This window comes from Gemmatimonas aurantiaca T-27, assembly GCF_000010305.1.
Lineage (GTDB): Bacteria > Gemmatimonadota > Gemmatimonadetes > Gemmatimonadales > Gemmatimonadaceae > Gemmatimonas > Gemmatimonas aurantiaca.
Genome location: NC_012489.1, coordinates 4,082,956 through 4,107,443, shown reverse-complemented (window position 1 = coordinate 4,107,443; position 24,488 = coordinate 4,082,956). Strand labels below are relative to the sequence as shown.

Sequence of the window (24,488 nt, the reverse complement as noted above, 5' to 3'; positions counted from 1 at the left end):
CTCGCGATGATGTGACCGCTCGCAGCAGAATATGGCGTTGGGCAGCGCACAAACTCTGCACTGAGGAATACATGACTGCCGAAATTATCAGCGCGGGAATCGGTGCCTTCATCGGGTGGGCACTCACAAAGACCGCGAGCCTTGTCATTCGACGAAATCGTCTACGCAACTATCTCCATATCTGCTTCCAACTTCGGTTCGCTGAGATGCGGGACAATGGGAAATGGCTGGCAAGAGTATTGGGAGACTTGACGCTTGGCTCGCCCGGCGAAAGCGCTCCGCGCTACACCAGGAACGATCTCGGTGATATCGCCAAGCTTCGTGAAACATCCGTCGAACTCCTGACGCAGATGGAAATGCGGCGTGTGGCCAAGTGCCATGCGGCGCTGTGGGAGTTGGAAGTTCTCTTTGAAGGATTCTGCTGGTCTTTGTCTGAGCATCAAAAGGCGCGTCAGGCCAGTGTCGATTTGCGGCATTTGCAGAAGCGCGGCGACCGCATTGCTGCGCTGATTGCGATACTTCCCACAGACTTCCGCACGATAGATGATTTGCCGGACGATTATTCCGGCAGGATTAGTGCCGTCACATTGGTTCCGGATTCGTCAACGCCAGCTCGACCATCTGCGAGCTGACGAGCAGTATTCAGGAGATCGTCGGGATAGATCAGCGCGTTGCAGCGGAATGCACGTGTTTGCAAGATACCTACAACATCCGCGTACCTCATGTCCACGACTGCTGCACGGCCCCTCGTGCTGCGCTTGACGCTCTGCGATCCGCCCGCTGGTGTCCCCTTCGCCGTGCAACTCGGACGCGACGAGCTGTTGCCGCCGACGCGGGTCACGAAAGACCGCATCGTCTTCGACGTGCCCGTTGAACTGGTCGAGACCGCGACCGGCGTCGCACGATTGCGTGGGGCGGCGATCCAGGGGCCGGCCAGTGGACGGTTTCTGTACGTGGCCTCCGGCACGCGCGCTGGAGATCTCGCGTCGCCATGGAACCGACGGGCCAAGGTGCCGCTCACACCGATGCCCATACCACAGTTGCTCGCGGCAGCATCTGGAGAGGCCGTGACGCTCCACGCAGCGATAGCGGGGACCGCGAAGGATGGAGGACCTGCAGCCGCCAGCATTCCGCTGTTGCGTGGATGGAGCTTGAGCGCCGCCACGGGCTAGAGCCGACAAGCACTCGAGCGACCGTCCACGCATGCGGGACACGCCTTCTCCGTCGCGGACGATCAGCCGACCGATGTCGTGCCCTCCGAGGTCGCTACGGGATGGCACGTTGGTGCAATGACGAATCCGCCGAAACAGCTCCGCCGTGGGTCGCTTCACATCCGGTGGCAGCGCGCGCTTTGAAATTCGCTGCGAGGAACTTGCGCACCTCGTCGAGATGCTCCGTTGGCGCCGCGTGAGTACCGGAGATGGCCACATGTGCGGACACATGCGGGAAGTTGTTCGCCTTCAGTCGCTTCATCATGGCGTCCGACATACCCTGCGAATCCCAGTACTCGTCCTGCGTGGCGGAAAGCAAGAACACGGGACCATGGATCTTCTCCACCGGGATGAGCGCGCGCGCCACGGCAGTCGTATCGGCCGACATGATATCGAACACCTTGCGCAGATTGCCTGTGATGAGCGGCACGGTGGCGCTCCAGGGTAGCGGTACGAAGGGCAGCGACTGGCCGTGGTGGCTGAACGAAGACGTGGTCATCGTGGTGGTGTGCGCCGGGAACACCGCATAGCCCGCCGCAATCGCGGCCACCGCGTCGATGTCCGGGTACCGGCTCGCCAGCAGCAGTGCGAGTTCACTACCCTTCGACGCGCCGACCAACGCGATGCAGCGTCCGTCTACATCGGGCCGTCGCGCCACATCGGCAATAGCGGCGTAGATGCCTTCCAAGGCAATGCGATCCAGATGCTCCGGTGTACCCGGCGATCCGAAGTATCCGATGGCGAGAAAGGCGTAGTCCTCGTCGAGGAACTTCTGCCGCTCCGCTGCCCAGTGGTTGCTGGCCCAGGCGTTACGACCCTCCGCACCACCGAACGCCACAACGAGCGGCTTGGGGTGTGACGATTCGGGACCGGCAAAGAATGTCGCTTCCACCTTCCCGTGGTTGGGAGGAAAGACGAGTGGGTCGACGCGGTGGATGGCAAAGGCGGTTGACCCGACCAGTATCATGACCAGCACCGCGAGGGTGATGGCTGTCCATTTCAGAAGCTTCATGTTGTTGGTTCAGTGGGGAGTGGTGCGGGCGGCATGCCATCGGCGTCGCGGCGGAAGAACACGCGGTCTACGCCGATCCCAAACTCGGCCGCGAGTCTCAGCGCGAGGTCGAGCGATGGAGCGTACCGCTCCGCTTCCAGCGCGATGACCGTTTGGCGCGTGATGCCTACTGCTTGCGCCAATGCCTCCTGGGTCATCTGACCATGCGCAAAGCGCAGTTGGCGAATGTGATTGCCGATTTTCCCCGGCACGCCGCGCGCGGGATCGGGGGTCATGCGTCGCCGCCTTGTGATTGGCCTCGCTCACGCGCATAGCGCCCGAGTTGGACGACATACTGCATGAGGTGCGCCAGCATCACGAGAGAGAGCAGTGTGTTGGCGATGAGCCAGTGCGTAAAGCGCTGCATGCGATCCGGTGGCGCGAAACCCAGCGCCAGCAGGAACACGATCAACAGCGAACACAGTGTCCAATAGCCGACACGATCACCCAGCGCCGCGATATCGCGATCGCGCTCGTCGCGCGGTACACCGCGTTGATGCAGCAGGTACCACGCGACACCCATGCCGCCCAGCATCAACCAGGAGTCAAAACCTCCGGTGTCGCCGGTTTGCCGATGCACTTCCGAACCGGGTGTCATCAGCACAAGCAGGACATAGCCAACAATCAGCGCCGTACCAACGAGGTAGAGCCACAGGTTGCGCTCGGCACTCGACGGGTCATCGCCCGCTACCTGCTTGCGTCGCGCCCAATGACGGCGAATCCACAGCGCACCACCGATCAACAGCGCGGCTGACACCAGGCCCGGACGGATCGGCAGACGATCACCCCATGTCGCCAGCAATGCCCCGAGGGCCAGACAGCACGAAAGAACGGAGAGAATGCCTATCATGGGTCTACGGGTAATGTTATAGTTACATTATGTAATGTGTACCATACATTATGTAATATCAAGAGTACATTGATTGGAAGGCGTGAAGGGAAATCACTGGTCGGTCGTCCGGCGACGTATTCTGTTCGCGTCGATGAATGCACACACACCATGTTCGGGGACACCGCGTGGTCACGGATGCCTGGCGTACAACAACGATGAGAGTCGGTGCAGTCCACCATCCCGCCCCGCGCGCCCATGAGTGAACCCGAGAAGTCGCCACGGTACCATCTGCTCGTCGAGCACCTCGGTACAGGGCTGACCTTGAGCTACCTCGCCCTGGTGGCGATCGGCATGTTCCACAGTGTCCTCGGCTATCGCCACTTCGGGATCAACATTCTCGACTACGCCGAAGCCAGCGACTTTCTGCTCGCGCCGTTTCGGGATCCCATGGTGATGGTCGTGACCGTGCTCCCCGCCGGCCTCGCGTGGGCGTATCTGCGCACAGTCGATCGGTATTCGACGCGCGCACGGGATCGGCGCCGCGCAGAAGGGAAGGCGGTTGCGTGGTGGGAGAGCAGCGACGCCACGCTCGCGCGAATGAAGCCGTTCACGCCGTTCCTAGCGGTCGCCATGGGGATGCTGTGGGTCTACGTGAGCGCGGATGGTTACCAACGCATCCTCGCCGTGCAGGCGATGCGTGGTGAGGGGCACAACGTCGTCGTCGAACTGACAAACGGGACGCTCGATGGCGGCACCCCGCGTCGTCCGCTGGTCATGGTCGGGGCGACGAGTCGTTATTTCATCTTCTTTCGCACGGCCGATTGGCGGACGGAAGTGATACCTACCGACAACGTGCTGCGGATCCTGCCCGATGGATCGCTGCCCTCGGCCAGTGTGTCGCGCCGAGAACGGAGTTGGCAGCGGCTCGACGCTCGTCCTCTCCCGCCAGCCGGGACGGACTCCACACAGGGGCGCTGAATCGGCGGGCGATCCGGTGACCTTGCTCGCCGACGAGCCCACGGGTAACCTCGACGCAGCGAACGGGGAGGCGGTCATGGAACTGCTGCGTGAGCTCAATCGCAACGGCGCGACGATCTGCATGGTCACGCATGATCATCGCTATGCCGAACATGCCGGCCGCACCGTGAACCTCTTCGATGGCAGGGTTGTGAACGAGCCGAGCCAATGAGCAGAGCGCGATCGAGAAGTGGTGGCGTGCGCAACCCAGTGAGAAACGCCGTGCTGTTTGCGCTCATCAGCATGGCAGGCATTGCACTCATCGTACTGGGTGCGATGGATACGGGCGAAACCGGTCGGTCGGGGTCGCCGCTGCTGATGCTGGGGCTGTTTCCGGCGCTGCTGTGTCCGATCGTCTTCGTCCACTACCTGCGCAAAGTCCGCGTGTTTCGCGACATGCGCAGCGGACGGAGTGCCATTGCCCGCTGGACGGTGCCGGTCGAGGAATTCACGCGCTTCTGCGACGAGGAGCAACGTATTTCAGCCGGGAGCATTGCGGTCAACTTCTACCGACCGCCAAAGGCAATCCCTGCTGGTGGCGTGGACGTGATCTTCTCCGACGATGGTGTGTTGATTGGCGACGGCTATTTCCCGTTGTCGACGACCAGGGGGAGACGCGTGCAAAACGTGCGCTACATCGCCTCCGATCCCCCATCGATCGAGTTCGCAACAGTGCTGAAGACCGCGGTGCGCACGTCGAGCGCCACAATGAGTACTCAGCGCATAGCGGAGACGCTCCGCGTCCCGGTTGCGACGGATGCGAGGAGGCAGGCCGGCGAGGTGGTGCACCGCTATCAGACCGTCATTGCTGGGCGGTGAGCGGCGCGGTTTATTCGGGCTGGCACTGTGTTGCGGGAAGTCTTGGACGCATCGCCATTGATCACTGGACAGGAGCGCATATGCCAAAGCGAATGTTTCTGCGACGGCTGGCGACGACGTGTGTCGCGCTGGTCTGCATTGCCGCGGGGTGCAACAACACGCTCGAGAGCGATGCGCCAGGGCCCAGCACGGTCGACCGCGAGTTCGACCTCGGTTCGCGCCTCGAGGATCGGGAGCTTTCGTCGGCACAGGTGGCCAATGTTGCCCTGCTGGCCAAGGTGTGGGGCTTTGCCAAGTACCACCATCCTGCGGTCGTCAATGGCACGGTCAATTGGGACTATGCGCTGTTCCGCGCGCTCCCGTCGATGCTGGCCGCGCCGGATCGTGAACGAGCCAGTGCGGCGATCGTCACCTGGCTCGATGCACTTGGCAGCGTGCCTGCCTGCAACGTGTGTGCGACGATGCCGAGTGGCGTGCAGTTGCCGGCGGACAACGCGTGGATCGAGGACGCCGCAAATCTCGGACCTACTCTGAGTGACCGGCTCAGGAGCATCTATCGCAATCGATTGCCCGCGCCAACGCAACGTTATGTCGCGTTCGTGCCGGGCGTGGAGAATCCCGACTTCTCGGCGGAACAGCGCTATGCGAACCTGTCTTCGCCGGACGCGGGATATCGCCTGCTCGCCCTCTTTCGCTTCTGGAACATCATCAAATACTGGTTCCCGTACCGCGATGTGATGAACGAGGACTGGGATGGTGTGCTCGCGGAGTTCATCCCGGTGATGATGCGTCCACTGACCGGGGATCATTACCGGCTCGCCTTGATCCGGCTCATTGGCCGGGTCCACGATACGCATGCCAACCTCTGGAGCGATCTCCGGGTGCAACCGCCACTGGGAACCTCCGAGGCACCGCTCACGCTGCGCTTCGTCGAAAACAAACTGGTCGTCACCGACTACTCCCATGCGACACTCGGGCCGGCCACCGGGATCGGGATTGGCGACGAGATTCAGCGTATCGACGAGTTCTCGATCGCAACCCTGGTGGACTCCCTGCGGCCGTACTTCCCGGCGTCCAATGAGCCAACACGGCTTCGCGATATCGCGCGCGTTGACCCGAGGGTCCGGACCGGTCGTGCTCGCGGGTGTCGGTGCGGCCGGCGCCTTCACCAAGTCCGTGAACCGGGTGGCTATTGCGTCACTCAACAGGTCTCGCGGCGTGGTGCATGACCTGCCGGGTCAGACGTTCCAGATGCTCTCGGACAGTGTCGCGTACCTGAAGCTTTCGTCCGTCGTGGCGGCCAATGCCGCCAGCTATATCGAGCAGGCCCGGCGGGCGTCCGTTCTGGTCATCGACATTCGCAACTATCCGAACGAGTTCATGGTGTTCGCCCTCGGCGGATACCTGGTTGGCGGCGCGACACCCTTCGCCCGTTTCACGGTTGGCGATGCGAGCAATCCGGGCGCATTTGGCTGGACGGCCACGGTGTCGCACACGCCACGGACACCGCGGTACACCGGCTCCGTGGTCATTCTGGTGGATGAAGTCTCGCAGAGCCAGGCGGAATACACCGCCATGGCGTTCCGCGTCGCACCGGGAGCCATCGTGGTGGGCAGTACGACCGCTGGAGCCGATGGCAATGTGTCACGTATTCCGTTGCCGGGAGGCGCGGAAGGCATGATCAGCGGCATCGGTGTGTTCTATCCCGGCGGGCAGCCCACCCAGCGTATTGGCATTGTGCCCGATCTGGTGGTGCATCCCACGGTGGCGGGGATTCGGGCCGGACGAGACGAGGTACTGGAGGCCGGGGTCAGTCGTGCGCTGGGCCGGGAGTTCCGGTTACGGTCAGTGTCTGATCGATGATGGCCAATCACCTCCTGACCGGCATCACTTTTGGGCTCTCCCTCTGCATCATCTCGTGGATGGTCGGAATTCTGGGCGGCGCCCTGCTGCAAAAAACTAGCTACTTCGAGAAACTGTCTCACCTGAATCTCATCCCGAGCAAGGCCGTGAACAGAGCCCTCGGAATCGAGCAGTTCAAGTGGGTGGTCAAGAACAGCTTCTTCAGGTTCCTGAATCAGAGTATCAGGGTGGAAGGCAAACGCACCGATTTGGCGTCGGTCCGCCATCAAATGACTCTTGCCGAGATCAACCACTTGATCGGGTTTCTCTTTGTGGCTGCCGCCGCATGGTATCAGAGCTTCAATGTCAGTTTCGTCTTTGGTCTCGGCATGATCATCCCGAATGTGATTCTCAATGCCTATCCCTCCCTTCTGCAGCAAGAGAACAAGAGACGGATCGATCAGCTCCTGAACCGCCAGCCGCGCCACAACGAAGATGCCGCTCTAGCCTAGCGCCGTTGATTGTCAGTAAGCCGTTTGATCGCCGCAGCGAGCGCGTCCTGCGCTGACACTTTGATGTCCGGTTCCACGCCAACGCCTTCCCAGTTCGTGCGCGTGATCGGATTGATCGGGCGAGAGTGCGGCACGGCGATGACGTATTCGGTGGCGACTCGGCGCGGTCCCACAGGATGTGCCCCGCCTTTGGTGACCTCGCCGACGATCGTGGCCCGCTTGAGCGCCTTCAGGTTGTACGCAAACTCCTCCCCGCCCGAGAAGGTGTTCGTCGATGTGAGCACGAAGACCGGCTTGGTTTCGCCGAAGCGGCGGCCCGGCACGCTGTCGCGGGTCCAGAACTCCTCGGTCCGCCCGGTCCGTCGATTCCACATGTCATTGAGATGTGTGGGCCGCGAAAACAGGTACGAGGAGACATAACTCACCATCGTCGGTGAGCCACCGTCATTCTCGCGCAGGTCCACGATCAGCGCGCGCGTCCCCGCCACGGACGTCATGGCGGTCGCAACGGCTTCATCACACCCATCGAGCTCGAAGAACCCATCGAGCTTGATGTAGCCGATGTTGCCGTCCAGTTGTTCAACTTTGGTGAAGCCGCAGTCTGCCAGGTCCGCTTTGCCGCGACCGATGGTGCCAGGACCAGGAGGGCCGGGAGGAGGGCCGGGAGGAGGGCCGGGAGGTGGCCCGTTCGCCGGTCGCGGCGGCATCGGAAGCCGCGGGCTGTAGCGAAACTCCATATGTTTGTCGCGGCTCAGTGCCCGGACCTCGTCATGCAGCTTGGCGGCAAACGTCATCTTTTTCGTGTAGGCGTCATAGGTGCCGCGTTGGCTTCTTGCCTGCAGGGAATCCGCGATGTGCTTCGCTACCTCGGGAAAGACGTACACGGAATCGAGTTGCGCACTGGCCGCCGCAATGACGCTCAGACGGCCGGCGGCATCGATACTCAGATCGGCCGCGGTCGCGTTCGGCGGAATCGGCGTCATCGTGGAGCTGGCAATGCGAACGGGATCGCCTGGGGCGAGCTCGAACGTGCCATACGCCAGACCGCGCGTCCTGTTCTCCCGCGCAATGAACTCGATGTGACGCGGTTCGCTCTTCTCGATCGAGACGAGCTCAAAGCCGGCTCCACCAATCCGGCCACCGCCTGCGGCCTGTCCAATACGGTCCGGCTGGTAGCGTCGATAGAAATCCGTGATGCGGCCGGGATCTCCACTCGCGTGGGCATCGAACCAGGCGCGAAGCACCGCGCCAATCGGCGAATCCGGAATGACTGGTGCCTGCGCCTCGATCGTCAGCGGTGCGAGAGCGGCGAAGAGCGAACAGGCTGCGCGCGCTATGATATGGACGCTGTTCGTTGACCGGGACGTGACAGACGGAAACAACGACCTCCTCGCCGAAGTCATCTGTTGGAGGCATCTTTTCCGGCGGTCTGTTGGCCGCTTCCATCCCTGATTGGAGTCTGCAATGACTGCACCGCGCCCTCCGTATGATGTCTACGTCCAGCACGCCAAGGACCCCGCGGCTGCCGCGAAGCCGCGGTACGATCTCAATTCTGCCGACGATGCCGCAGTACAGGTGCTCGCCCAGTTGATTGATATTCCCACGGCCGTGCGGGCAATGGCGCGACCTGTCGATCCGGCGCAGCCTCCCCTGCTGCGACACACGCACGACGATCCCGCTAAACCGCCACTCCTGCGCCAACCTGCGGCCGCGCCACCTGTTGCCGCCGCGCCGCCCTATGTCGCCGCAGCGCCATCTGCGGCCGCGCCGCCGTCTCCCGCGGCGGTGGGGAAATTCGTCGTGGGTGCCGCGCTTTATCCTGCGGGAGTGGCGCCAGAGCCTCTGAAGGAAATGCATCCCGAATCACGTCAGCACGACCTGGACGTGGGTGTGCGTATGCCGGCCAAGGACGTTCTCGAAGCGCTGCGCGTGGAGATCGGCGCGACACTGAAACGATCTGGCGTGGGCGGCATGACCATGGATACGGCCTCCATGAAGGCGGAGGTTGTGAAGCGCGGCGACCCCGCTGGCGCGGCGGCGATGTTTCCGGGCGAACCACAGGACTACAACGATGCACAACGCGCCGAGGTCGGTCGGTGGGCGGAAAAGTCTGCGATCTGGGTCTGCCTTCCGCAGCCTGATCCCAAGAAGGCGCGCCTCGTCGAGTTCTTCAGCGACGTGTGTCGCATTGACCAGGTGCACCACAGTTCCATCGCCAGTGGCAAGGATGTCATTTGTGCGGGCGAATGGATCATCGAGAAGGGCAAGCTCAAGGCGCTGTCGGCAAACAGTGGGCACTATCAGCCCACGATGGATCACCTGATCAAAGCGGCGCGCTATCTCGTCGAAGCCTGGCAGCCCGACACCACCGTGCTCCTATGGCACAAGGCGAGCGCGGCGTGGGTGGATGTGAAGATACGGGCGTTCGTCGATGATCCGAAGCAGAACAACACGTGCAAGGTGCACTACAACGCTCCGGACTGATCGCCTCGGTGATTGATCGACTCGAGTTTTTTGAGTGGACACTGGCGATCGATGCGACGCGCACGAAATACGCGTACGGGCGCATCGACGCCATTGACCCGGCGCATTGCGAAACCTGTGCGGCTTTTGTTCGCGCGCTGGATCGCCACCTCATCCCGGAGCCCGTGATCATGCTCCTGCAGCGCGCGGGTGCGGATCCATACAAGGTGCACGAGGTGTGGGGCGCCCCCGACGGCGGATTCCTCGCGGGATCGTGGTTCCTGATCGGCACGTTGCTGCGGGGCGAATGGACGGGGGGCAGTGAAGGGGCCAGCGTAGAGATCTCCGCAGGATTTCAGTGCTGGATCAACAACAAGCCGACCCTGCCACCGCCCGAAGTGATGCAAGGCGATGATCTTCTGGAACTCGAGTTCACGTGGCAGCACCCGGTCGTCATCTGATACGCTCGACGGAGTCGATTACTCGTGGCGCAGCGCTGCCACCGGGTCGAGCTTTGCGGCCCGCATCGCCGGCAGCATGCCAAAGATCACGCCCGTCACGGCGCTGGCCATCAGTGCCGCGACAATGGACGACAACGGCGTGGCCGCCGGGATCTCCGGCCACGCAGTACGGATGCCGATCGCTGTCAGGATCCCGAGGATGAGCCCCACCGACGCGCCGATGCTCGTCAGTGTGACCGCTTCGACGAGAAACTGCCAGAGGATCGTTCCGCGCGTGGCGCCAAGCGCCTTCCGCACACCGATCTCGCGCGTGCGCTCGGTGACCGAGATCATCATGATGGCAATGACCCCGACACCACCGACCAGCAGCCCCACCGACGACAGCGCCAGCCCGACGACGAAGAACGTGCCGAACAGGTCGTTGTAGATCTCCATCAACCGGTCCTGCGTGACGATCTCGAAGTTGTTTGGCTGACTGGGACGCAGGCCGCGCGTGCCGCGCAGCGCGGCCGTCACGTCGTCCACGGCTTCTTCGGCAGTCACACCGGCGCGCGGCTTCACGATCAGGTTGTTGCCCAGCACCCACATGTTCAGCGCACTCTTGCCGGTCGTCCACGGGATGATGGCCTTGGGATCGTTGCCATCGGTGGACGAACTCGGTGTGCCCATGGGACTCGCGGTGTAATCGTAGATGCCGATGACGGTGAACACGACACCGTCGATGAAAACCGGCTTGTCGAGCGGATCGGATTCGTAGAAGAGACGCTGCGCCAGCTTCGTGTTCAGGATGACCACCCGCGAACCGGCCTCGTACTCGGCGCTCGTGAAGCTTCGTCCCGGATTGATGTCTCCTGCGTCGACCTCCGTCCAATTCGGCGTGTAGGCGTCGATCCCCGCGCTCACCTGCCGGTCCCGGTATCGGAAGTTGCTACCCGAAGCCACATGTGCCGTGACCGACCGGATCCTCGGCAGGCGCTCGAGCATCCGCACTTCTTCCATCGTGATCATCGGGTTGCGACGGTCGGGGCAGGTCTCGTCGGTGCCGTCGCAAATCCGAAAACCACCGATCGGCCGCCGATACACGAAGAAGGATGTCGGACCGGCCGCCTCGACGTCGCGCGCGAAGCTTTCATTGACGCCCTGCACCACCGATGACAGGGCAACTACCACGAATACCCCGACAGCGACGCCCATGATGGTGAGACCGGCTCGCACTCTGTTGGCACGCAGTGCGTCGAGTGCGATTCTCACGCCTTCCATGACGGTCAGGAGTCTGGTTCCGATGCGCACGGGTTACTCCTGGCGTAGTGCTTCGATGGGGTCGAGACGCGAGGCGCGCCGCGCGGGATACACGCCCGAGATGATGCCAACCCCGAGCCCGAGCAGGGTCGCGACGACCAGCGACCACGGGGCAACGGCTGCCGGAAGCGGGGTGTTTGCTTCGATCAGCCACGCGGCCGCGAGGCCCAGACCAATGCCGACCAACGCGCCGAGTGTACTGAGCGTCGCGGCTTCCACCAGGAATTGCCGCAGGATGTCCTTCCGCCGCGCCCCCAGCGATTTCCGGATGCCGATCTCTCGTGTGCGTTCGGCAACGGCGACCAGCATGATGTTCATGATCACCATGCCACCGACGACAAGTCCGATCATCGGCAGTGCCGTGCCCGCGATGGTCATGATGGTCTTCACCTGATTGAAGTCCTCCAGCGCGGACTCCGATGTTTCGATGGAGAAGTTGTCGCGCTGCGAAGGACGCAGGTGGCGGCGTGCACGCATCGATTCCCGGACCAGCTCCATGCCATCGAACATCGCGTTCGTGCTCGCGGCCTTGAGCATCATGCCATCGATATCGCCGCGCGGATTGGTGATGCGACCGAGTCCTGATTCGAGAGGGCCGATGATGAGTCGATCCATCGACATCCCGAACAGCGACCCTTGTTTCTCGATGCGGCCGACCACGGTGTAGGGGATACCGCGTATATGCAGTTCGCGGCCGATAGGGTCGATCTCGGGAAAGAAGAAGGTGGCCACCTCGTCGCCGATCACTACCACGTTCGCGCCGATACGGTACTCCTGTTGCGCGATCGCGCGTCCGGCGACGACGTCGTAGTTCTTGATCTGGAAGTAGTCGCCTTCCACAGCGTAGATCGTCGCCTGTCGCGGACGTGGCGCGTAGGCGCTCGAGGCGGTGGCGCTCGCGTCGGTCTCAATCGCCCATTTCACGTCCTTGGGCAACGTGCCCACGACATGGCGTGCGTCGTGCTTGTACATCAGCGGCCACCGCTGCATGTCGCGCCATTCCTCTTCGGTCTCCGGACCGGAGAAGTCGGGCCATCGACGGAGGGTGAACGTGTTCACACCGATGAAACGGCCAATGAAATCTTCTTCGACGTACTTCGACATCCCCTCGACGATCGAAACGACCGCGACCAGGAACATCACACCGATGGTAACGCCGAGGAGGGTGAAGAAGCTCTTCAGCTTCTGCACGCGGATCTGTCCCAATGCCAAGAGGACGGCTTCAAAGAGCGGCATGCGGAGAGACGCCTATAGGAGGCTGGAGGGGGCTCAGGCAGCGCCGGGGAGGCGTGGACAAGCCCCTACGGAGGCACCCCGGTTTGAGTGTCACGCGTGCCGATCTTCGGGCGGCACGCGTTGTTGACAGGTTGAATGGAGGTAACTACTATCGGCATAGTAGTTGAGGGCAAGCCGATATACGGCACTCGTGCCGAGACGCCTGCGCCCTCCCCACATCACGGGTTCGAGAGGATCGTATGAGACAACGCGACGTTGCACTCGTGGTTCGTCTTGGTGTTGTTGGCTGGTGCCTCTCCACCACCCCGGTGCAACTCGCGGGGCAAGCCGCCGCCACAAGCGGTGCGACGGCTCCGGCGCCGCAGACACCTGCAGGACGCCTGCTGACGACCTGGGTGTCTGCTGTCAACGATGGCGACAGCGTGCGACTCGGTGCTTTGCAGCTCGCGGCGAGTGGCACGGCGCTACCTGATGGTCGTGTGCTTCGATCAACGACCGGTGGCCTGACGCTGACCCAAGTTGTGCGAGCTGGCACTCGGCACGTGGAATTTGTCGTGCGCGATCGAGGTTCGGCCGTGCGGCGCTTCGGGGTCCTGGCTGTCGCGACAGATGACAGTACGCGCATCAGCTATTTCAATCTGGTGGCGCTTCCGCCGACCGCGGAAATCTCGGATCTCCTCGTAACGGAGACTGAGCGGGCGCGCGTCATTGCTGGTACGGCCAAAAACCTGCGGCAATACTATGTGGTCCGCGAAACCGGCCAGTGGCTCGGCGACAGCATCGAGGATCGACTCCGTCGTGGCGCATATGACGGAATCACGGCGAGTCGCTATCTCGCGGACATGCTCACGAGCGAGCTTCGTGCGCTGTCTGGGGATCGTCATTTCCGCGTGGAGTTCAGCGTCCCCGTGTTGCCCGCCGATTTCTCTCTTTCGCGCACGGTCGCTGATCGCGAGTCACAACAAGCACTCTGGGACCGCAACAATTGTGCATTTCTCCGTGCCGAGCGTCTCGCCGACAACATCGGATATCTGAAACTGAATGGCTTCGGCTCACCGGAGTACTGCAAGCCGACGGTCGATGCGGCGATGGCTTTTGTGAAGGGAACAGACGCACTCATCGTCGACCTGCGCGACAACAACGGGGGAGACGCGGACCTGGTCACCTATTTTGCCTCGTACTTCGTTGCCCCGCGCACACTGCTGGCGACGACATGGACGCGCGCATCCGAGCAGACGGATTCCGCGTGGACAACCCATGTCGCGGGCCCGCGCTTCGCCGAGTCGAAGCCCGTGTATGTACTCACATCGACACGGACTTTCTCGGCAGGAGAGGCATTCGCCTATGAACTCCAGCAATTGAAGCGTGTGACGGTGGTTGGCGATCCCACCGCCGGTGGCGCTCACCCTACGTGGCCACGGCGCGTGACGGACCACTTTTATGTGAACACGCCTGGCGCACGCATCACGAGTCCGATTTCCGGTACCGATTGGGAAGGCGTTGGTGTGCAGCCCAACGTGCTCGCTCCGCAGGCCGAGGCACTCGATGTTGCCCGGCGGCTCGCAACGACGCACATTCGACAACGGCGATAGGCGCGGAAAGGATGGCGGGCACCGCGTTGGCGAGATCAACAATTCCGTGTTGAATTCTTGTTTTTCGGCGTCCCTGATGTCGCGGCATGGTTACCCCTCGGAGCAAACTCGCATGGGCCTTCTGACCTTCAGCCTCAACGTCACCCTGGATGGCTGTGTCGATCACCAGGAAGGCATCGCCGACGACGAAACACACGCGTTCTTCACCCGCCTCCTGGACGAGGGCGGAGCGATGCTGTGGGGCCGCGTCACGTACGAAATGATGGAGGACTACTGGCCGATGGTCGCTCGCGGTGAGATGGCCGCGCCGCCCGCGATACGCGAGTGGGCGGTCAAGCTGGAGGTCAAGCCCAAGTACGTGGTGTCGTCTACGCGCACGGATTTCCGGTGGACCAACAGCCATCACCTCACTGGCGACTTACGCTCGAGCGTGCAGCAACTCAAGGATGCGACTCCTGCCGGCGTGCTTCTCGGCAGCGGTCAACTGGCGACCGCATTGGATCGACTGGATCTGATCGACGAGTACCAGTTTCTCGTTCACCCCAGGATCGCCGGTCACGGCCCGACTCTGTACCAGAGCGGGCTCCCCAGCACACGACGGCTCGAGCTGATCTCGTCGACGCCGCTCCGCAACGGCGCCGTGGCCATGCACTACCGGCGTGCGCGCTAGAGGCTACGGCTTGGCGTCGAGAAAGTCGTTGACCATCGGCACGATGACGGCCATGCGCTCCATCAGGGTCACATGGGTGGCATTGGGTACAATGGCCAAGCGCGATGCGGAACGCGGGCCGAGGTCACCATGGGTCTCGCCCCCTTTCAACCGAAACATCTCAGCGACGTGCTGAAGCCGAATGCCATCCGCATCGCCATGAACAAAGAACATGGGCGCGGTGGTCGCCTTCAACTGTTCGGCACGTAAGTCACTGTCTTTGGCATTGGCAGCGACCATGCGCGTGATGAACTGCGAAAACTGATCTGGTGTCGGGCTCAGACGCTTGTACTCCGTCTCAATCGGAGAGCCTTTGAAGACCTCCGCGGTGAGCTCCTGCAGCGCGTCCTGTCCTTCCTGAATCACGCCATCACGCCGGAAGGTGGATGAAATGACCACCACCTTTCGTACGTGATCGGGGTGTCGGACCGCCATCTGCATGGCGACGCCGCCACCCATGCTGTAGCCGATGATATCTGCGCGAGCGATCCCGAGATGCTCGAGCAGCGCCGCAACATCATCGGCGTGGTTCGCGCTGCTGAATGCCCGCGGGATACCCGCCGTTCTCCCGTGACCCTGCATTTCGACCGCAATGACCTTCCGAGTCTTGGAGAGCTCGTCGATCCACCCGGTCCAGTTGCTGGTGATGGACATGAATGCCCCGTGCAGCAACACCACGGGGTCTCCCTGTCCATGGACTTCGTGGTACATCCGCAGTCCGTTGACTGGTGCGTATCCCGTTGTTGGTCCCTGCTGCGCCGAGAGGTCTGCGATCGCCATCGTCATTGCGAGGAGCGTGGTTATCCCTACCGTCGTCGTGTGGGTCATGGGCGTGGACTCAGGGGCTCGAGGCGAGGTCCGTGTCCCTGCTGTTCCGCAACGAGCGTATCGAGGCGCCCGTAGCTCGTCTCCATGCCGTCGGTCATGCCGGTGGAGATGGCGGCATCGCGCTCCTCCTTCGAGCCGTAGGTGATCAACACCACGAGCGTCGTGACGCCGCTCTGCTCTGTGAAGGTCGTTTGGGTGATGGTGGGCGTGGTGGGCATCGCGCCGCCAAACGTGCCCGGATCGTAGAACTCCGCCTGAACCATCTTTCCCGGCGCATCGACTTCGCGGAATTCACCGTAAAAACCGAATTCGTTGCCGTCCTCTGAGCGCCAGCGCCAGCGATACTTGCCACCGGGGCGGACGTCCATTTCGCACACCGGCATTGTCCAGCCGGGATAGCCGCCGATCCAGCGCTGAAAAAGTGCCGGATCACTGTGTGCCTGCCAGACCAGCGTGCGAGGCGCCCTGAAGTCGCGCGTGACGCGCACTTCGATGTCACTGGGCAGGGAAACCTGCGCCGTGTTGTTGATCGGTGTGGTCACCGGAGCCTCCTAGTGGCGTTTGCGTTTTGATTTGGCCGGCGTGGCTTGCAGCTCACTGAGCAGTGCATCGAGCGCGCTGTACCGGCGCTCCCAGAACTGCCGGTATTCCTCGAGCCAGGCGGTCGCTTCGCCCAAACGCGCGCCTTCGATCTTGCGTGGGCGGCGTTGCGCGTCCTGCACTGTCGAGATGAGCCCGGCGCGCTCCAGCACCTTCAGGTGCTTGGAGATCGCGGGTTGGCTCATGGCGAAGGGTTCCGCCAGTTCCGCCACCGAGGCGCCCCCCTGGGCGAGCCGAGCGAGGATCGCCCGGCGCGTGGAGTCCGCCAGGGCGGCGAAGGTAGCGTCGAGACGTTGGGAGTCCGTCATCGCTGTGTCCATAACCATGTGGTTATAATAACCATATGGTTATGGACGTCAAGGGTGCCGGCGCCAAGTACCCCTCTGCTGCACGAAGGTGTTGAATATGCGATGCCCTTTATCGAGCCCGTCGTTCTCACCTCGCGCGACATCAACCTGGTGCCGCTTGCCATCGACCATGAAGCGGGGCTGCGTGCTGCCGCCGCAGACGGGGAGTTGTGGAACCTCCGCATCACCTCGGTGCCGGCACCGCACGAAACACGTGGTTACATCGACGCCGCGCTGAAGGGGCGCGATGAAGGCCATCGTTTTCCGTTCGCGGTGATGGAGAATGCCAGCGGCATGGTGCTTGGCTCCACGAGCTATCACGACATCTTGCCCGACGTGAAACGCGTGGAAATTGGCTACACTTGGTACGCCAAGCGTGTGCAGCGCTCGCCGGTCAACACCACCTGCAAGCTACTGCTCCTGACTCACGCATTCGACACGCTGGGATGCAACGTCGTGGGATGGCGCACCGACAATTTCAATATCGAGAGCCAGCGGGCCATCGAACGACTTGGTGCCAAAAAAGACGGGGTGATTCGCGGCAATGTGCTGCGCCGTGACGGCACCATTCGCGACACGGTGATGTACAGTCTTCACCGCGGGGAGTGGCCTGAGGTGCGTGCCCATCTCCACTATCTGCTGAACAAGCCTCGTGGTCTCTAGAGAAGCCGACACAGGCGCCCGTGCTCACGGATCGCCTGCGTGGTCCACCAGCCACTCGACGATGGCATCAAATCGTTCCTGATCGAGCGCATGCCCACGATTGACTCGCCGCTCCGTGATGAAGTGGCCGGTGACCTTGGCCACGACCTGATCGGCATCCCGTGAGTACTTGTCCTCGGTTCCCGATACCACGAAGGTCGGTCGAGGCCCGATGGCAGAGAGCACATCGTGCGTGTCGATATCGCGGGCGAGCCCGGGCACTGTTTCGAACAGCGTGATGCCGGTGCCCTCGCGGCGCCGCGTTTCGAAGCTGCACACCGCGCCGCTGATGCATACGAACTGGCATCGTGCGTCGACGGCCGCATGGTAGAGCGCCGTGTATCCACCATACGAATGTCCCGCGATGCCGATGTGTCGCCCATCTACTCCGGTGGCATCCGCGAGCACGCTCAGCGCGCGTTGGGCGTCGTCCAGGCACTTTCGCATCAGCGTGTCACCATCGAGCAATCGGTAGGCCATCGCGCTGTAATGCCGCAGCCAGTCATAGTGCTCCGGCTCGACGCCCTGCACAGCGCCCCGTCGATCCTCGAACGTCACGGAATCGGGAGCCAGAACGGCAACGCCTCTCCGGGCGAGGGCGGGCCCGAACGCTTGATACGGGTCGCCGACATCACCGGCGACCTCGCTCTTTCCGAAATGGAATTCCCCGTTGTGCTGATGAAAGACCACCACGCCGCCGAGCGGAGGGCGATGCGTCGGCGTGAACAGGAAGGCCGGGATGATGTCGCCTTCTAGACCGGGATACTCGATCCGTTCTCGGCGAAATCCGCTGGTCTCCCTGAGATCGCTTCGCTGGAATTCCACCGGCCCGGGCGCGGCGAGAGCGAGGCGCTCGCGGAGGGTCGAGGCAGGATTGGTTGTCATCTGGAAAAATAGCCGGAAATTTGCGAATGCGTGCCTGATCTCGTGCAGTACATTGCTGACCATGGTCTCCGCCGTGCGCCCTCCCCGCTTCTCACGCTACCTGCTCCGCACCACCGACGTCGAAGCAGCGGCCGCGTTTTATGACGCCGTGCTCGATCATCGCGGCGACGGCATCCTCCCGCTGCACGAATCCGCGATCGCACGCGGCGCACGCCCCCATTGGCTCGGCCATGTACAGGTCGGCCACGGTGGTGCCGTGGACACCATGATCACCCGCTTTGTGGAGCGTGGTGCCATGCATTTGGGGCCGCCGCCCGGTGTCGCAGACTTCGCCATCTTCCGTGATGCGGGCGGGGCGATCGTCGCGGTCACCGGAAACGCCGCTGAGTCCTCGTCGCGAGTGGTCTGGCATCAGCTCAGCACCCTCGATCCACAGCGTGCCGCCGCGAACTACTCGGCACTGTTTGGCTGGTCGTTCGCCGAGAGCGAGATCGATCTGGGTGCGTTCGGTCGCCATCGACGTTTTGCGTTCGATGCGGGCGAGTCGTTCATCGGGCAGGTGTCCGGTATCGAGGGACGTCCTGAAGTACACGCCCACTGGCTGTTCTTCTTTGCCGTTCCGTCTCTCGATCTGGCCGTCGATCGGGTGCGCACGAAAGAAGGGACCGTCCTCGGGCCCATCGAGTTTTCCAACGGCGCACGCGTCGCGGTGTGCGAAGACCCACAAGGGGCGGCGTTCGGGCTCATCGAAGCTGAAGATGCGGTGCGACTGGCGGAGGGGTAGCGTCTCTAGTGCGCAGCTCTCTTGTCAGGGACACCAGAACTTTGCCGAACGGCGTGCGTAGGACGGAAATGCTCTTTCATCTCAGCGAAGAAGCGAATATCGACCGGCTCGAGCCACGTGTCCCAGACTCCGGTGGTGAACCACTCGTATGGGCGATCGACGCTGAACATGTGCGCAACTACCTCGTGCCTCGGGCGTGTCCGCGCGTCACGTTCTACGATGGGCCACATACGAGCCGTGCAGATCGTGCGCGGTTTCTGACGACGGGCGGCGCGGTACTCGCCATCGAGAGCGCGTGGTATGAGCGGCTCCGGCACTGCCGCCTGTACCGGTATCACTTGCCGTCGGCGACGTTCGAGTGCATCGATGCGGGCGCCGGCTACTATGTAAGCCGTGAACCCGTGGCTCCGGTGCACGTGGAGATCATAGATGATCCACTTGGCGAACTCCTGAGGCAGGGGATTGAGATCCGCCTGTTGCCGTCCCTCTGGGAACTGCACGACGCCGTCGCCAGCTCGAGCTTGCAGTTCTCCATGATCCGTATGCGCAACGCGGCACCGCCGACTGCGCGAAGTTTCTGACATCCCTCAATTCCATCCTCACCATGCCTGCAGACGACAAACCCAAGGGTCCCGCGTCGTACTTCCCTTCCATCGAGAAGACGTACGGGCACCCGATCGAGCATTGGCTCGAACTCGTCCGAGGCCGTACGGGGATGAAACACATGGAATTGGTGACCTGGCTCAAGACGGAGCACCGCTTGGGCCATGGACATGCCAATGCCATCGTCGCGTATGCACTCGCCGCGAAGCCGTAGCTCCTTCTGCGTCCTTCCACGGCGTGATTCCGGCACGAGCGCAGTTGATGTGGATCGAGATCAGTGCGGCGATGTTCGGGGTGCAAGACGAAGACCAGCGCCATTGCGGGCTCACACCAGCCCAGGCAAATCCGTTGATTCCCTCTCAGAGCGTCGACCATGAAGCGCCCGTACCAGAACATCGGGTTTTTCTTCCTGCTGCTTTTTGTGTTGGTGTTGGCAGGTTTCACACCACGTGTTCCGGGCACGCCGTTCTTCGGCTATTTCGGTAGCGCTTCAACCTTCGGAAAGATCCCGTCGGTCATCCATTGGCATGCCCTAGCCGCCATGGCATGGTTCGCACTCCTGTCCACCCAGCCATTCCTGGTCCGGGCCAATCGCCTGGATCTGCATCGACTGCTTGGGAAAGCGTCCATCATTGTGGTCGCCCTGTTCTGCTTCACCGGGGTGCAGGTCATGAAACACTTCTATGCACAGAGCATTGTGGAGTCACCGAGGGACGAAGTGCTGTCTCTCCTGGCACAATCGTTCACGGCGCTGTCGCTCTTCGTGCTGTTCTACACGCTGGCGCTGTGGAAACGTCGCAACCTGCATCAGCATGTGGCATTCATGGTCGCGGCTTCGTTGGCGGTCGCAACACCAGGATTGGCACGGCTCGGACTCTATGTTGTGGGCGGACTACCAGGGATACTGACGGTTGTTGCCTTCATCTACGCCACGCTTGCTGGTTTCCTCTTGTACGCAAAAGTGCGACTCCACCAACCGATGTTGAAGAGCCCGTACCTGCCCATCATGGTGCTGTTTTTCATGGCTCATGCCGTCGACTTTGTCGGCAGCGGTACCAAGGCATGGCTCTGGGTCGCGGATCGGATGGTGTCTGTCTGGTAAGCGGCGCAGTCAGTGTGACGCGCTGCTCTACCAGGAGGTATGGGTGATCGCGTGCTGCTCCCCGAACCGACGGCCTATGGTGCCCTTCGGTTGGGGCAGTCACGTTTGCCGCCTATCACCCTCATTAGAGATTTGTCGATGATCCGCCGTTTGTTTTCTCTTGGATTGGTTGTTGCACTCAGCACCGGCTGCTATCACGCCACCGTCGAGACGGGAGCCACCCCGACTTCGCAGGTCGTCGAGAAGCCGTGGGCGAGTGGCTGGATCTATGGTCTTGTGCCCCCGTCCATCGTGGAGACGGCGCAGCGTTGCCCGAGTGGTGTGGCCAAGGTCGAAACCCAACTGTCGTTGCCCAATCAACTCGTGAGCTTCGTGACGTTTGGCATCTATACGCCGATGTCGATCCGGGTCACCTGTGGGCAGGGGCGCACGTCCGACGCTGGCAGCCCGACGATCAAGTCGAACGGCAATGGCCAGGAAGCCATCCATCAGGCCGCTGACCAGTCCGCTCGCGAACAGGTGCCGGTGCTGGTGCAGTTCTGAGTTGCGGATGGTATCGTGGGAGGAGAAACATGCTCCTCCCACGTTCCGTTCTGGAGGCAATGCCGTGCAGCAGAGAGCTCTGCCGAACCTCACGCTCATCGCACTCGCGGCGAGCTATTTCGTTCAGATCGGCGCCGGGGTGTTTGCCCTCGCGGTCGTGGCGCGGGTGAGGTTTGGAGGCGCTGGCTGGTGTCGCCCTGTTGGTCGCTTTGGCACGACCCACGCACACGCGCTTGATCGCCAACGCCGACCTGTGACCTAGAGCCGCAGGACTTATTTTTTACGTCTGCCGACAACAAACCCAAAGGACCGGCATCGTACGTCACTCGACCCCGGAACCGATGAGCGCGATCGAACGAGTGTCACAATTGAGAAATACGGGCGTCACCACGTGCACGGTTGTCGATCTTCCTTCGCCTGGACGTGGCACGAGTGTCGTCGATCAGGTCGTGCAGGGGCATGGCTTTCGTGGTATCGCATCGGAATGGATCGAGGTCAGTGCGGCAGACGCACATGCCATCGTGACCACCTTGCTGCACCGCGATCTCGCCTATGGCACAAAGCTCATGTCATTGGCTGCAGCGTCGGATCTGGCAACACCCATGTTCGATGCGGTTCCAGAGCCACATACGTACTTCACCAACGGTGACTGGACCATGAATCCCAGTGGGAACGGCGAGGCCACGCTCCACGGCTGGAATCCGATCTCGGACGCTACGTTCGACTCTGGTGTGGTGTGTCTTGGTGATGGTCGGGCAGCGGTGTTTTGGATCCAGGACGAAGACTGACACTTCCTTCGGAGGGACGATGATCCGCGCCGTACCGATGATGCATGTTCCGGATGTGGCAGCCACCGCGCGCTGGTATGAGTCGATCGGGTTCACTCTCGACGGCACCCATGTGGACTGTGGCGAGATGTTGTGGGCGCGCCTCACGCTGGGGGCGAGCGAGTTCATGCTGAATGCCGGCGGCACCCCCAGTCAGGCTCTGCGCCGCGAGGTGGATCTTTACGTGTACGTCGAGAACCTCGAGGCGGCATACGCCCAGGTTGGTCCGGTGGCAGAGCTCGTGGAGCCTATCCACGACACCGAGTATGGCATGCGCGAATTCATCGTTCGCGATCCCAACCGGTTCTGGCTCACCTTCGGGCAGCCCTCACCCGATCGCGAGCCCGCGGCATAACGCGGCTCTGCCGTCATCGAAAGGCGTACTTCGCCAGGCGTACTTCGTCAGGCGTACTTCTTCGCCTCCACGCGGATGCCGCCCCAATCCGCCGGCCCCATGGCGTCGATCTTGTCCTTGAGCGAGGGGTGCTTGCTGATCACGGCCTTCTTCTCGAGTGGAGAGTTGGGCGTCTTGGCCGTGGTCACCTTGAGATGCTCCGCCAGTGCCCGCGCGGCCTGTTCTCGCTCCTGGGGCGTCCAGCGGAGCCGGGTCTGGCGTTCGAACTTGACCTTCTCGCCCGTGATGTCGGAACGCGAGCGAGCATTCGCGATCTCTTTCAGCGCTTTCGCTTCCAGCTCCTGCCGGCCGCTGGTGCCGATCAACGTCTCGATGAAAGCCACCGATGGCAGCCACCTGATGGGGTCGAACGCCAGTTCGTACAACATGATCTGGCCGTCCGCCTCGCTGAAATACCACTTCTGGACGAAGTGGATCTCGCACAGGATGTTCGCGATCGGCACCTCGTTGGCGCCCCGCTCGGGGAACGGCGTGTGCCCATGGCTCTGGAAGAACTGTTCCGTGTTGAAGAACTTCATGCCATCGGTCAGAAAGGCGTAGATGTAGTTGTCTTTCTCGAGATGATCGATGACGCCGCCTGGACCGCGCACCGCGCGCACCTTCTGCGAATGTGTCCTGGCGGTCTGTTCATCCGCCGGCGTCCACTCGGACAGCGGCTTGAGCGCCAGAAACCGCGCATCCGACGGGCTCTTTGCCGCGAAAACCAGCACGTAGTCGCTGAGGATCGGGAAGTGCGTGACCCCGGCAAACTTGGCGCCGACTGAAATCACCGTCTGTAGACAGTTGTCGGCGTTCTTGCTCCCCAGTCGCAGGAACATCGAATTGGCGTACACCGGGTTGTTGAACGGATGCCACGCCTTGTCGAATCCGTTCCTTGCATAAATGGGTGAGTCGCTCGAGCGCGCCCTGACACGGAATCCCTTGTGCTGAACAAGTTCGTCGTAGCTCCGTCCGTCGGCCCGAAAAGCGATGGGCGTGGGCCCACCCGTTGCACTCTTGAGAAGCTTGAGGTTCATCGCCCGCGCATCGCTGGCTACCAGCGGCGCCGGCGCGAGCGCCCGGCCACCGGGTGATCGTACGGTCATGGCCGGGGCATCGAGCGCCACCCGCTTGAAGCCGATGAGCAAGAGCTGGCGCAGCACGTTCTCCTTGAACGCATCGTCGCGCCCCGCAAAGTCGGCCCGCAGCGTGAACGGTGCCTGAGCGCCCTCGAAGACGCTGAAAAACACCTCCGCCGCCTTCTGCTGCTGCAAGGCGGTGATACGATCGAGCTGCTGCACTTCAGTCCAGAAGTAGTTGAACCAGAACCCAAAGGTGTCGGAGCCCGGGTCGCCCGCAAACGCCTCCGCGACGTCTCGCACGAGCGGCCACCGGCTCTCACGATCCTTGGGGGCGATCTTGTTGATCGTGGGGGCTTGGTAGGGCTGGATCTTGCCGATCATGCGAGTCTCGGTGCCGGGAGGAAGGACTGATCGTACTGGTCCCCAAGGGTCGTTTTCGGTACGCGGAAGAGGCAAGCTCGACAGGAGAACTTCCTGCGTTCAACGCGGAAATCGCATGCGCATTCGCCGTCTTGTGCTGGATGGGCCTGCTGCAGGCGCCTCTCTTTGGATGGAACCGACATCCGCGCTGGTGAGCGCTATTGAAGCGCAGCCCGGCCACGATTCGATCGATCGGCAATAGTCAGGACGCGATTCATCAGGCTGCCGATCAGTCGGCGCGAGAGTGGGAATTGTCGTGACATCTTTGCCCGTAGCGCACTCCGGAAGACAATACGAAATTGTCGCCCGTGAGTGCGGGTTCCTTTA

The 24,488-nt window shown here is 62.2% G+C and carries 30 protein-coding genes and 1 pseudogene; 20 read left to right on the top strand and 11 right to left on the bottom strand.

The features are described from left to right. Nucleotides 1-71: 71 nt before the first annotated feature. Both GAU_RS17800 and GAU_RS17795 read left to right on the top strand, forming a co-directional pair. Nucleotides 72-632, top strand: a complete 561-nt coding sequence (locus GAU_RS17800) for a hypothetical protein (RefSeq protein WP_156799119.1) — start codon at nt 72-74, stop codon at nt 630-632. A 90-nt stretch (nt 633-722) separates the two neighbouring features. After that, the gene (locus tag GAU_RS17795) at nt 723-1,172 is read left to right on the top strand and encodes a DUF5990 family protein (RefSeq protein WP_015895297.1); all 450 of its coding nucleotides are present in this window, start codon (nt 723-725) and stop codon (nt 1,170-1,172) included. 94 nt (nt 1,173-1,266) lie between these two features. On the opposite strand, the gene GAU_RS17790 is transcribed toward GAU_RS17795, so the two are convergent. From GAU_RS17790 to GAU_RS17780, 3 genes are read right to left on the bottom strand one after another with little or no spacing between them, the layout of a single operon-like run. Beyond that, on the bottom strand, nt 1,267-2,223 hold the full coding sequence (locus GAU_RS17790) for an acyl-CoA thioester hydrolase/BAAT C-terminal domain-containing protein (RefSeq protein ID WP_015895296.1): 957 nt from the start codon (nt 2,221-2,223) through the stop codon (nt 1,267-1,269). Further along, nucleotides 2,220-2,498 (bottom strand): helix-turn-helix transcriptional regulator, encoded by a 279-nt coding sequence (locus GAU_RS17785; protein WP_041265671.1) that lies wholly within the window; start codon nt 2,496-2,498, stop codon nt 2,220-2,222. The genes GAU_RS17790 and GAU_RS17785 overlap by 4 nt, the downstream gene beginning before the upstream one ends. Beyond that, entirely contained in the window at nt 2,495-3,112 is a 618-nt protein-coding gene (locus GAU_RS17780) for a hypothetical protein (RefSeq protein ID WP_015895294.1), read from the bottom strand. Before GAU_RS17780 ends, GAU_RS17785 begins: the two co-directional genes overlap by 4 nt. 237 nt (nt 3,113-3,349) lie before the next feature. Between GAU_RS17780 and GAU_RS17775 the strand changes: the two genes are divergently transcribed. From GAU_RS17775 to GAU_RS17755, 6 genes and pseudogenes are all read left to right on the top strand, one after another. Further along, nucleotides 3,350-4,072: a hypothetical protein gene (locus GAU_RS17775; RefSeq protein ID WP_015895293.1), complete on the top strand. Its 723-nt coding sequence runs from the start codon at nt 3,350-3,352 to the stop codon at nt 4,070-4,072. A 4-nt stretch (nt 4,073-4,076) separates the two neighbouring features. Continuing rightward, nucleotides 4,077-4,283, top strand: a pseudogene (locus GAU_RS17770) (ABC transporter ATP-binding protein); the annotation flags it as partial. Between the two features lie 50 nt (nt 4,284-4,333). Further along, complete coding sequence (locus tag GAU_RS17765; protein ID WP_041265669.1) at nt 4,334-4,930, top strand: hypothetical protein; 597 nt, start codon at nt 4,334-4,336, stop codon at nt 4,928-4,930. 80 nt (nt 4,931-5,010) lie between these two features. Next, entirely contained in the window at nt 5,011-6,159 is a 1,149-nt protein-coding gene (locus GAU_RS22515) for a hypothetical protein (protein WP_169307726.1), read from the top strand. Continuing rightward, nucleotides 6,149-6,793: a S41 family peptidase gene (locus GAU_RS22510; RefSeq protein ID WP_052574528.1), complete on the top strand. Its 645-nt coding sequence runs from the start codon at nt 6,149-6,151 to the stop codon at nt 6,791-6,793. Before GAU_RS22515 ends, GAU_RS22510 begins: the two co-directional genes overlap by 11 nt. Then, the gene (locus GAU_RS17755; protein WP_015895288.1) at nt 6,790-7,284 is read left to right on the top strand and encodes a hypothetical protein; all 495 of its coding nucleotides are present in this window, start codon (nt 6,790-6,792) and stop codon (nt 7,282-7,284) included. Before GAU_RS22510 ends, GAU_RS17755 begins: the two co-directional genes overlap by 4 nt. Here GAU_RS17755 and GAU_RS17750 read toward each other — a convergent pair. Beyond that, entirely contained in the window at nt 7,281-8,528 is a 1,248-nt protein-coding gene (locus tag GAU_RS17750) for a S41 family peptidase (protein ID WP_052574527.1), read from the bottom strand. The genes GAU_RS17755 and GAU_RS17750 overlap by 4 nt on opposite strands. A 220-nt stretch (nt 8,529-8,748) precedes the next feature. Between GAU_RS17750 and GAU_RS17740 the strand changes: the two genes are divergently transcribed. Then, nucleotides 8,749-9,768, top strand: coding sequence for a hypothetical protein (locus tag GAU_RS17740; RefSeq protein WP_015895286.1), 1,020 nt, complete (start codon nt 8,749-8,751; stop codon nt 9,766-9,768). Between the two features lie 8 nt (nt 9,769-9,776). Beyond that, a complete protein-coding gene (locus tag GAU_RS17735) occupies nt 9,777-10,208 on the top strand; it encodes a hypothetical protein (protein WP_015895285.1) in 432 nt (143 codons plus the stop codon). Nucleotides 10,209-10,226: 18 nt separating this feature from the next. Here the strand turns inward: GAU_RS17735 and GAU_RS17730 are convergent, their stop codons facing one another. Together GAU_RS17730 and GAU_RS17725 are read right to left on the bottom strand one after the other, a co-directional pair. After that, nucleotides 10,227-11,498: an ABC transporter permease gene (locus GAU_RS17730; RefSeq protein ID WP_015895284.1), complete on the bottom strand. Its 1,272-nt coding sequence runs from the start codon at nt 11,496-11,498 to the stop codon at nt 10,227-10,229. Between the two features lie 3 nt (nt 11,499-11,501). After that, a complete protein-coding gene (locus GAU_RS17725; RefSeq protein WP_015895283.1) occupies nt 11,502-12,743 on the bottom strand; it encodes an ABC transporter permease in 1,242 nt (413 codons plus the stop codon). Nucleotides 12,744-12,982: 239 nt separating this feature from the next. On the opposite strand from GAU_RS17725, the gene GAU_RS21385 reads away from it, so the two are divergent. Together GAU_RS21385 and GAU_RS17715 are read left to right on the top strand one after the other, a co-directional pair. Next, complete coding sequence (locus GAU_RS21385; protein WP_052574526.1) at nt 12,983-14,335, top strand: S41 family peptidase; 1,353 nt, start codon at nt 12,983-12,985, stop codon at nt 14,333-14,335. A 112-nt stretch (nt 14,336-14,447) separates the two neighbouring features. Beyond that, nucleotides 14,448-15,005: a dihydrofolate reductase family protein gene (locus GAU_RS17715; RefSeq protein ID WP_015895281.1), complete on the top strand. Its 558-nt coding sequence runs from the start codon at nt 14,448-14,450 to the stop codon at nt 15,003-15,005. A gap of 3 nt (nt 15,006-15,008) precedes the next feature. Here the strand turns inward: GAU_RS17715 and GAU_RS17710 are convergent, their stop codons facing one another. Genes GAU_RS17710 through GAU_RS17700 form a run of 3 tightly spaced genes read right to left on the bottom strand, consistent with a single transcriptional unit; the run spans nt 15,009 to nt 16,780 of the window. Then, the gene (locus GAU_RS17710) at nt 15,009-15,872 is read right to left on the bottom strand and encodes an alpha/beta fold hydrolase (RefSeq protein WP_015895280.1); all 864 of its coding nucleotides are present in this window, start codon (nt 15,870-15,872) and stop codon (nt 15,009-15,011) included. Beyond that, nucleotides 15,869-16,414, bottom strand: coding sequence for an SRPBCC family protein (locus GAU_RS17705; protein ID WP_015895279.1), 546 nt, complete (start codon nt 16,412-16,414; stop codon nt 15,869-15,871). The genes GAU_RS17710 and GAU_RS17705 overlap by 4 nt, the downstream gene beginning before the upstream one ends. Before the next feature lie 9 nt (nt 16,415-16,423). Beyond that, nucleotides 16,424-16,780 (bottom strand): ArsR/SmtB family transcription factor, encoded by a 357-nt coding sequence (locus GAU_RS17700; protein ID WP_015895278.1) that lies wholly within the window; start codon nt 16,778-16,780, stop codon nt 16,424-16,426. A gap of 102 nt (nt 16,781-16,882) precedes the next feature. Here GAU_RS17700 and GAU_RS17695 point away from each other — a divergent pair, with 102 nt between their 5' ends. Then, on the top strand, nt 16,883-17,482 hold the full coding sequence (locus tag GAU_RS17695) for a GNAT family N-acetyltransferase (RefSeq protein ID WP_015895277.1): 600 nt from the start codon (nt 16,883-16,885) through the stop codon (nt 17,480-17,482). A 24-nt stretch (nt 17,483-17,506) separates the two neighbouring features. On the opposite strand, the gene GAU_RS17690 is transcribed toward GAU_RS17695, so the two are convergent. Then, the gene (locus GAU_RS17690; protein WP_041265665.1) at nt 17,507-18,406 is read right to left on the bottom strand and encodes an alpha/beta hydrolase family protein; all 900 of its coding nucleotides are present in this window, start codon (nt 18,404-18,406) and stop codon (nt 17,507-17,509) included. 61 nt (nt 18,407-18,467) lie between these two features. On the opposite strand from GAU_RS17690, the gene GAU_RS17685 reads away from it, so the two are divergent. From GAU_RS17685 to GAU_RS17655, 7 genes are all read left to right on the top strand, one after another. Further along, complete coding sequence (locus GAU_RS17685; RefSeq protein WP_015895275.1) at nt 18,468-19,190, top strand: VOC family protein; 723 nt, start codon at nt 18,468-18,470, stop codon at nt 19,188-19,190. Between the two features lie 68 nt (nt 19,191-19,258). Continuing rightward, nucleotides 19,259-19,771 carry a DUF6886 family protein gene (locus GAU_RS17680; RefSeq protein ID WP_015895274.1) on the top strand — a complete coding sequence of 171 codons (513 nt, stop codon included), beginning with the start codon at nt 19,259-19,261 and terminating at the stop codon, nt 19,769-19,771. A 23-nt stretch (nt 19,772-19,794) separates the two neighbouring features. Continuing rightward, on the top strand, nt 19,795-20,007 hold the full coding sequence (locus GAU_RS17675) for a DUF4287 domain-containing protein (RefSeq protein WP_015895273.1): 213 nt from the start codon (nt 19,795-19,797) through the stop codon (nt 20,005-20,007). Between the two features lie 159 nt (nt 20,008-20,166). Continuing rightward, entirely contained in the window at nt 20,167-20,895 is a 729-nt protein-coding gene (locus GAU_RS17670) for a hypothetical protein (protein WP_015895272.1), read from the top strand. A 138-nt stretch (nt 20,896-21,033) separates the two neighbouring features. Beyond that, nucleotides 21,034-21,438, top strand: coding sequence for a Bor family protein (locus GAU_RS17665; RefSeq protein WP_015895271.1), 405 nt, complete (start codon nt 21,034-21,036; stop codon nt 21,436-21,438). A gap of 341 nt (nt 21,439-21,779) precedes the next feature. Then, nucleotides 21,780-22,226, top strand: a complete 447-nt coding sequence (locus GAU_RS17660; protein ID WP_015895270.1) for a hypothetical protein — start codon at nt 21,780-21,782, stop codon at nt 22,224-22,226. A 19-nt stretch (nt 22,227-22,245) separates the two neighbouring features. Next, the gene (locus GAU_RS17655) at nt 22,246-22,620 is read left to right on the top strand and encodes a VOC family protein (RefSeq protein ID WP_015895269.1); all 375 of its coding nucleotides are present in this window, start codon (nt 22,246-22,248) and stop codon (nt 22,618-22,620) included. A gap of 47 nt (nt 22,621-22,667) precedes the next feature. On the opposite strand, the gene GAU_RS17650 is transcribed toward GAU_RS17655, so the two are convergent. Further along, a complete protein-coding gene (locus GAU_RS17650; RefSeq protein WP_015895268.1) occupies nt 22,668-24,122 on the bottom strand; it encodes a hypothetical protein in 1,455 nt (484 codons plus the stop codon). Nucleotides 24,123-24,488 lie beyond the last annotated feature (366 nt).

Coding starts and splice junctions, on each gene's coding strand:
- GAU_RS17800 (WP_156799119.1), top strand. CDS start 72: ATGACTGCCGAAATTATCAGCGCGGGAATCGGTGCCTTCATCGGGTGG.
- GAU_RS17795 (WP_015895297.1), top strand. CDS start 723: ATGTCCACGACTGCTGCACGGCCCCTCGTGCTGCGCTTGACGCTCTGC.
- GAU_RS17790 (WP_015895296.1), bottom strand. CDS start 2,223: ATGAAGCTTCTGAAATGGACAGCCATCACCCTCGCGGTGCTGGTCATG.
- GAU_RS17785 (WP_041265671.1), bottom strand. CDS start 2,498: ATGACCCCCGATCCCGCGCGCGGCGTGCCGGGGAAAATCGGCAATCAC.
- GAU_RS17780 (WP_015895294.1), bottom strand. CDS start 3,112: ATGATAGGCATTCTCTCCGTTCTTTCGTGCTGTCTGGCCCTCGGGGCA.
- GAU_RS17775 (WP_015895293.1), top strand. CDS start 3,350: ATGAGTGAACCCGAGAAGTCGCCACGGTACCATCTGCTCGTCGAGCAC.
- GAU_RS22515 (WP_169307726.1), top strand. CDS start 5,011: ATGCCAAAGCGAATGTTTCTGCGACGGCTGGCGACGACGTGTGTCGCG.
- GAU_RS17755 (WP_015895288.1), top strand. CDS start 6,790: ATGATGGCCAATCACCTCCTGACCGGCATCACTTTTGGGCTCTCCCTC.
- GAU_RS17740 (WP_015895286.1), top strand. CDS start 8,749: ATGACTGCACCGCGCCCTCCGTATGATGTCTACGTCCAGCACGCCAAG.
- GAU_RS17725 (WP_015895283.1), bottom strand. CDS start 12,743: ATGCCGCTCTTTGAAGCCGTCCTCTTGGCATTGGGACAGATCCGCGTG.
- GAU_RS21385 (WP_052574526.1), top strand. CDS start 12,983: ATGAGACAACGCGACGTTGCACTCGTGGTTCGTCTTGGTGTTGTTGGC.
- GAU_RS17715 (WP_015895281.1), top strand. CDS start 14,448: ATGGGCCTTCTGACCTTCAGCCTCAACGTCACCCTGGATGGCTGTGTC.
- GAU_RS17710 (WP_015895280.1), bottom strand. CDS start 15,872: ATGACCCACACGACGACGGTAGGGATAACCACGCTCCTCGCAATGACG.
- GAU_RS17700 (WP_015895278.1), bottom strand. CDS start 16,780: ATGACGGACTCCCAACGTCTCGACGCTACCTTCGCCGCCCTGGCGGAC.
- GAU_RS17695 (WP_015895277.1), top strand. CDS start 16,883: ATGCCCTTTATCGAGCCCGTCGTTCTCACCTCGCGCGACATCAACCTG.
- GAU_RS17690 (WP_041265665.1), bottom strand. CDS start 18,406: ATGACAACCAATCCTGCCTCGACCCTCCGCGAGCGCCTCGCTCTCGCC.
- GAU_RS17685 (WP_015895275.1), top strand. CDS start 18,468: ATGGTCTCCGCCGTGCGCCCTCCCCGCTTCTCACGCTACCTGCTCCGC.
- GAU_RS17680 (WP_015895274.1), top strand. CDS start 19,259: ATGCTCTTTCATCTCAGCGAAGAAGCGAATATCGACCGGCTCGAGCCA.
- GAU_RS17675 (WP_015895273.1), top strand. CDS start 19,795: ATGCCTGCAGACGACAAACCCAAGGGTCCCGCGTCGTACTTCCCTTCC.
- GAU_RS17670 (WP_015895272.1), top strand. CDS start 20,167: ATGAAGCGCCCGTACCAGAACATCGGGTTTTTCTTCCTGCTGCTTTTT.
- GAU_RS17665 (WP_015895271.1), top strand. CDS start 21,034: ATGATCCGCCGTTTGTTTTCTCTTGGATTGGTTGTTGCACTCAGCACC.
- GAU_RS17660 (WP_015895270.1), top strand. CDS start 21,780: ATGAGCGCGATCGAACGAGTGTCACAATTGAGAAATACGGGCGTCACC.
- GAU_RS17655 (WP_015895269.1), top strand. CDS start 22,246: ATGATCCGCGCCGTACCGATGATGCATGTTCCGGATGTGGCAGCCACC.
- GAU_RS17650 (WP_015895268.1), bottom strand. CDS start 24,122: ATGATCGGCAAGATCCAGCCCTACCAAGCCCCCACGATCAACAAGATC.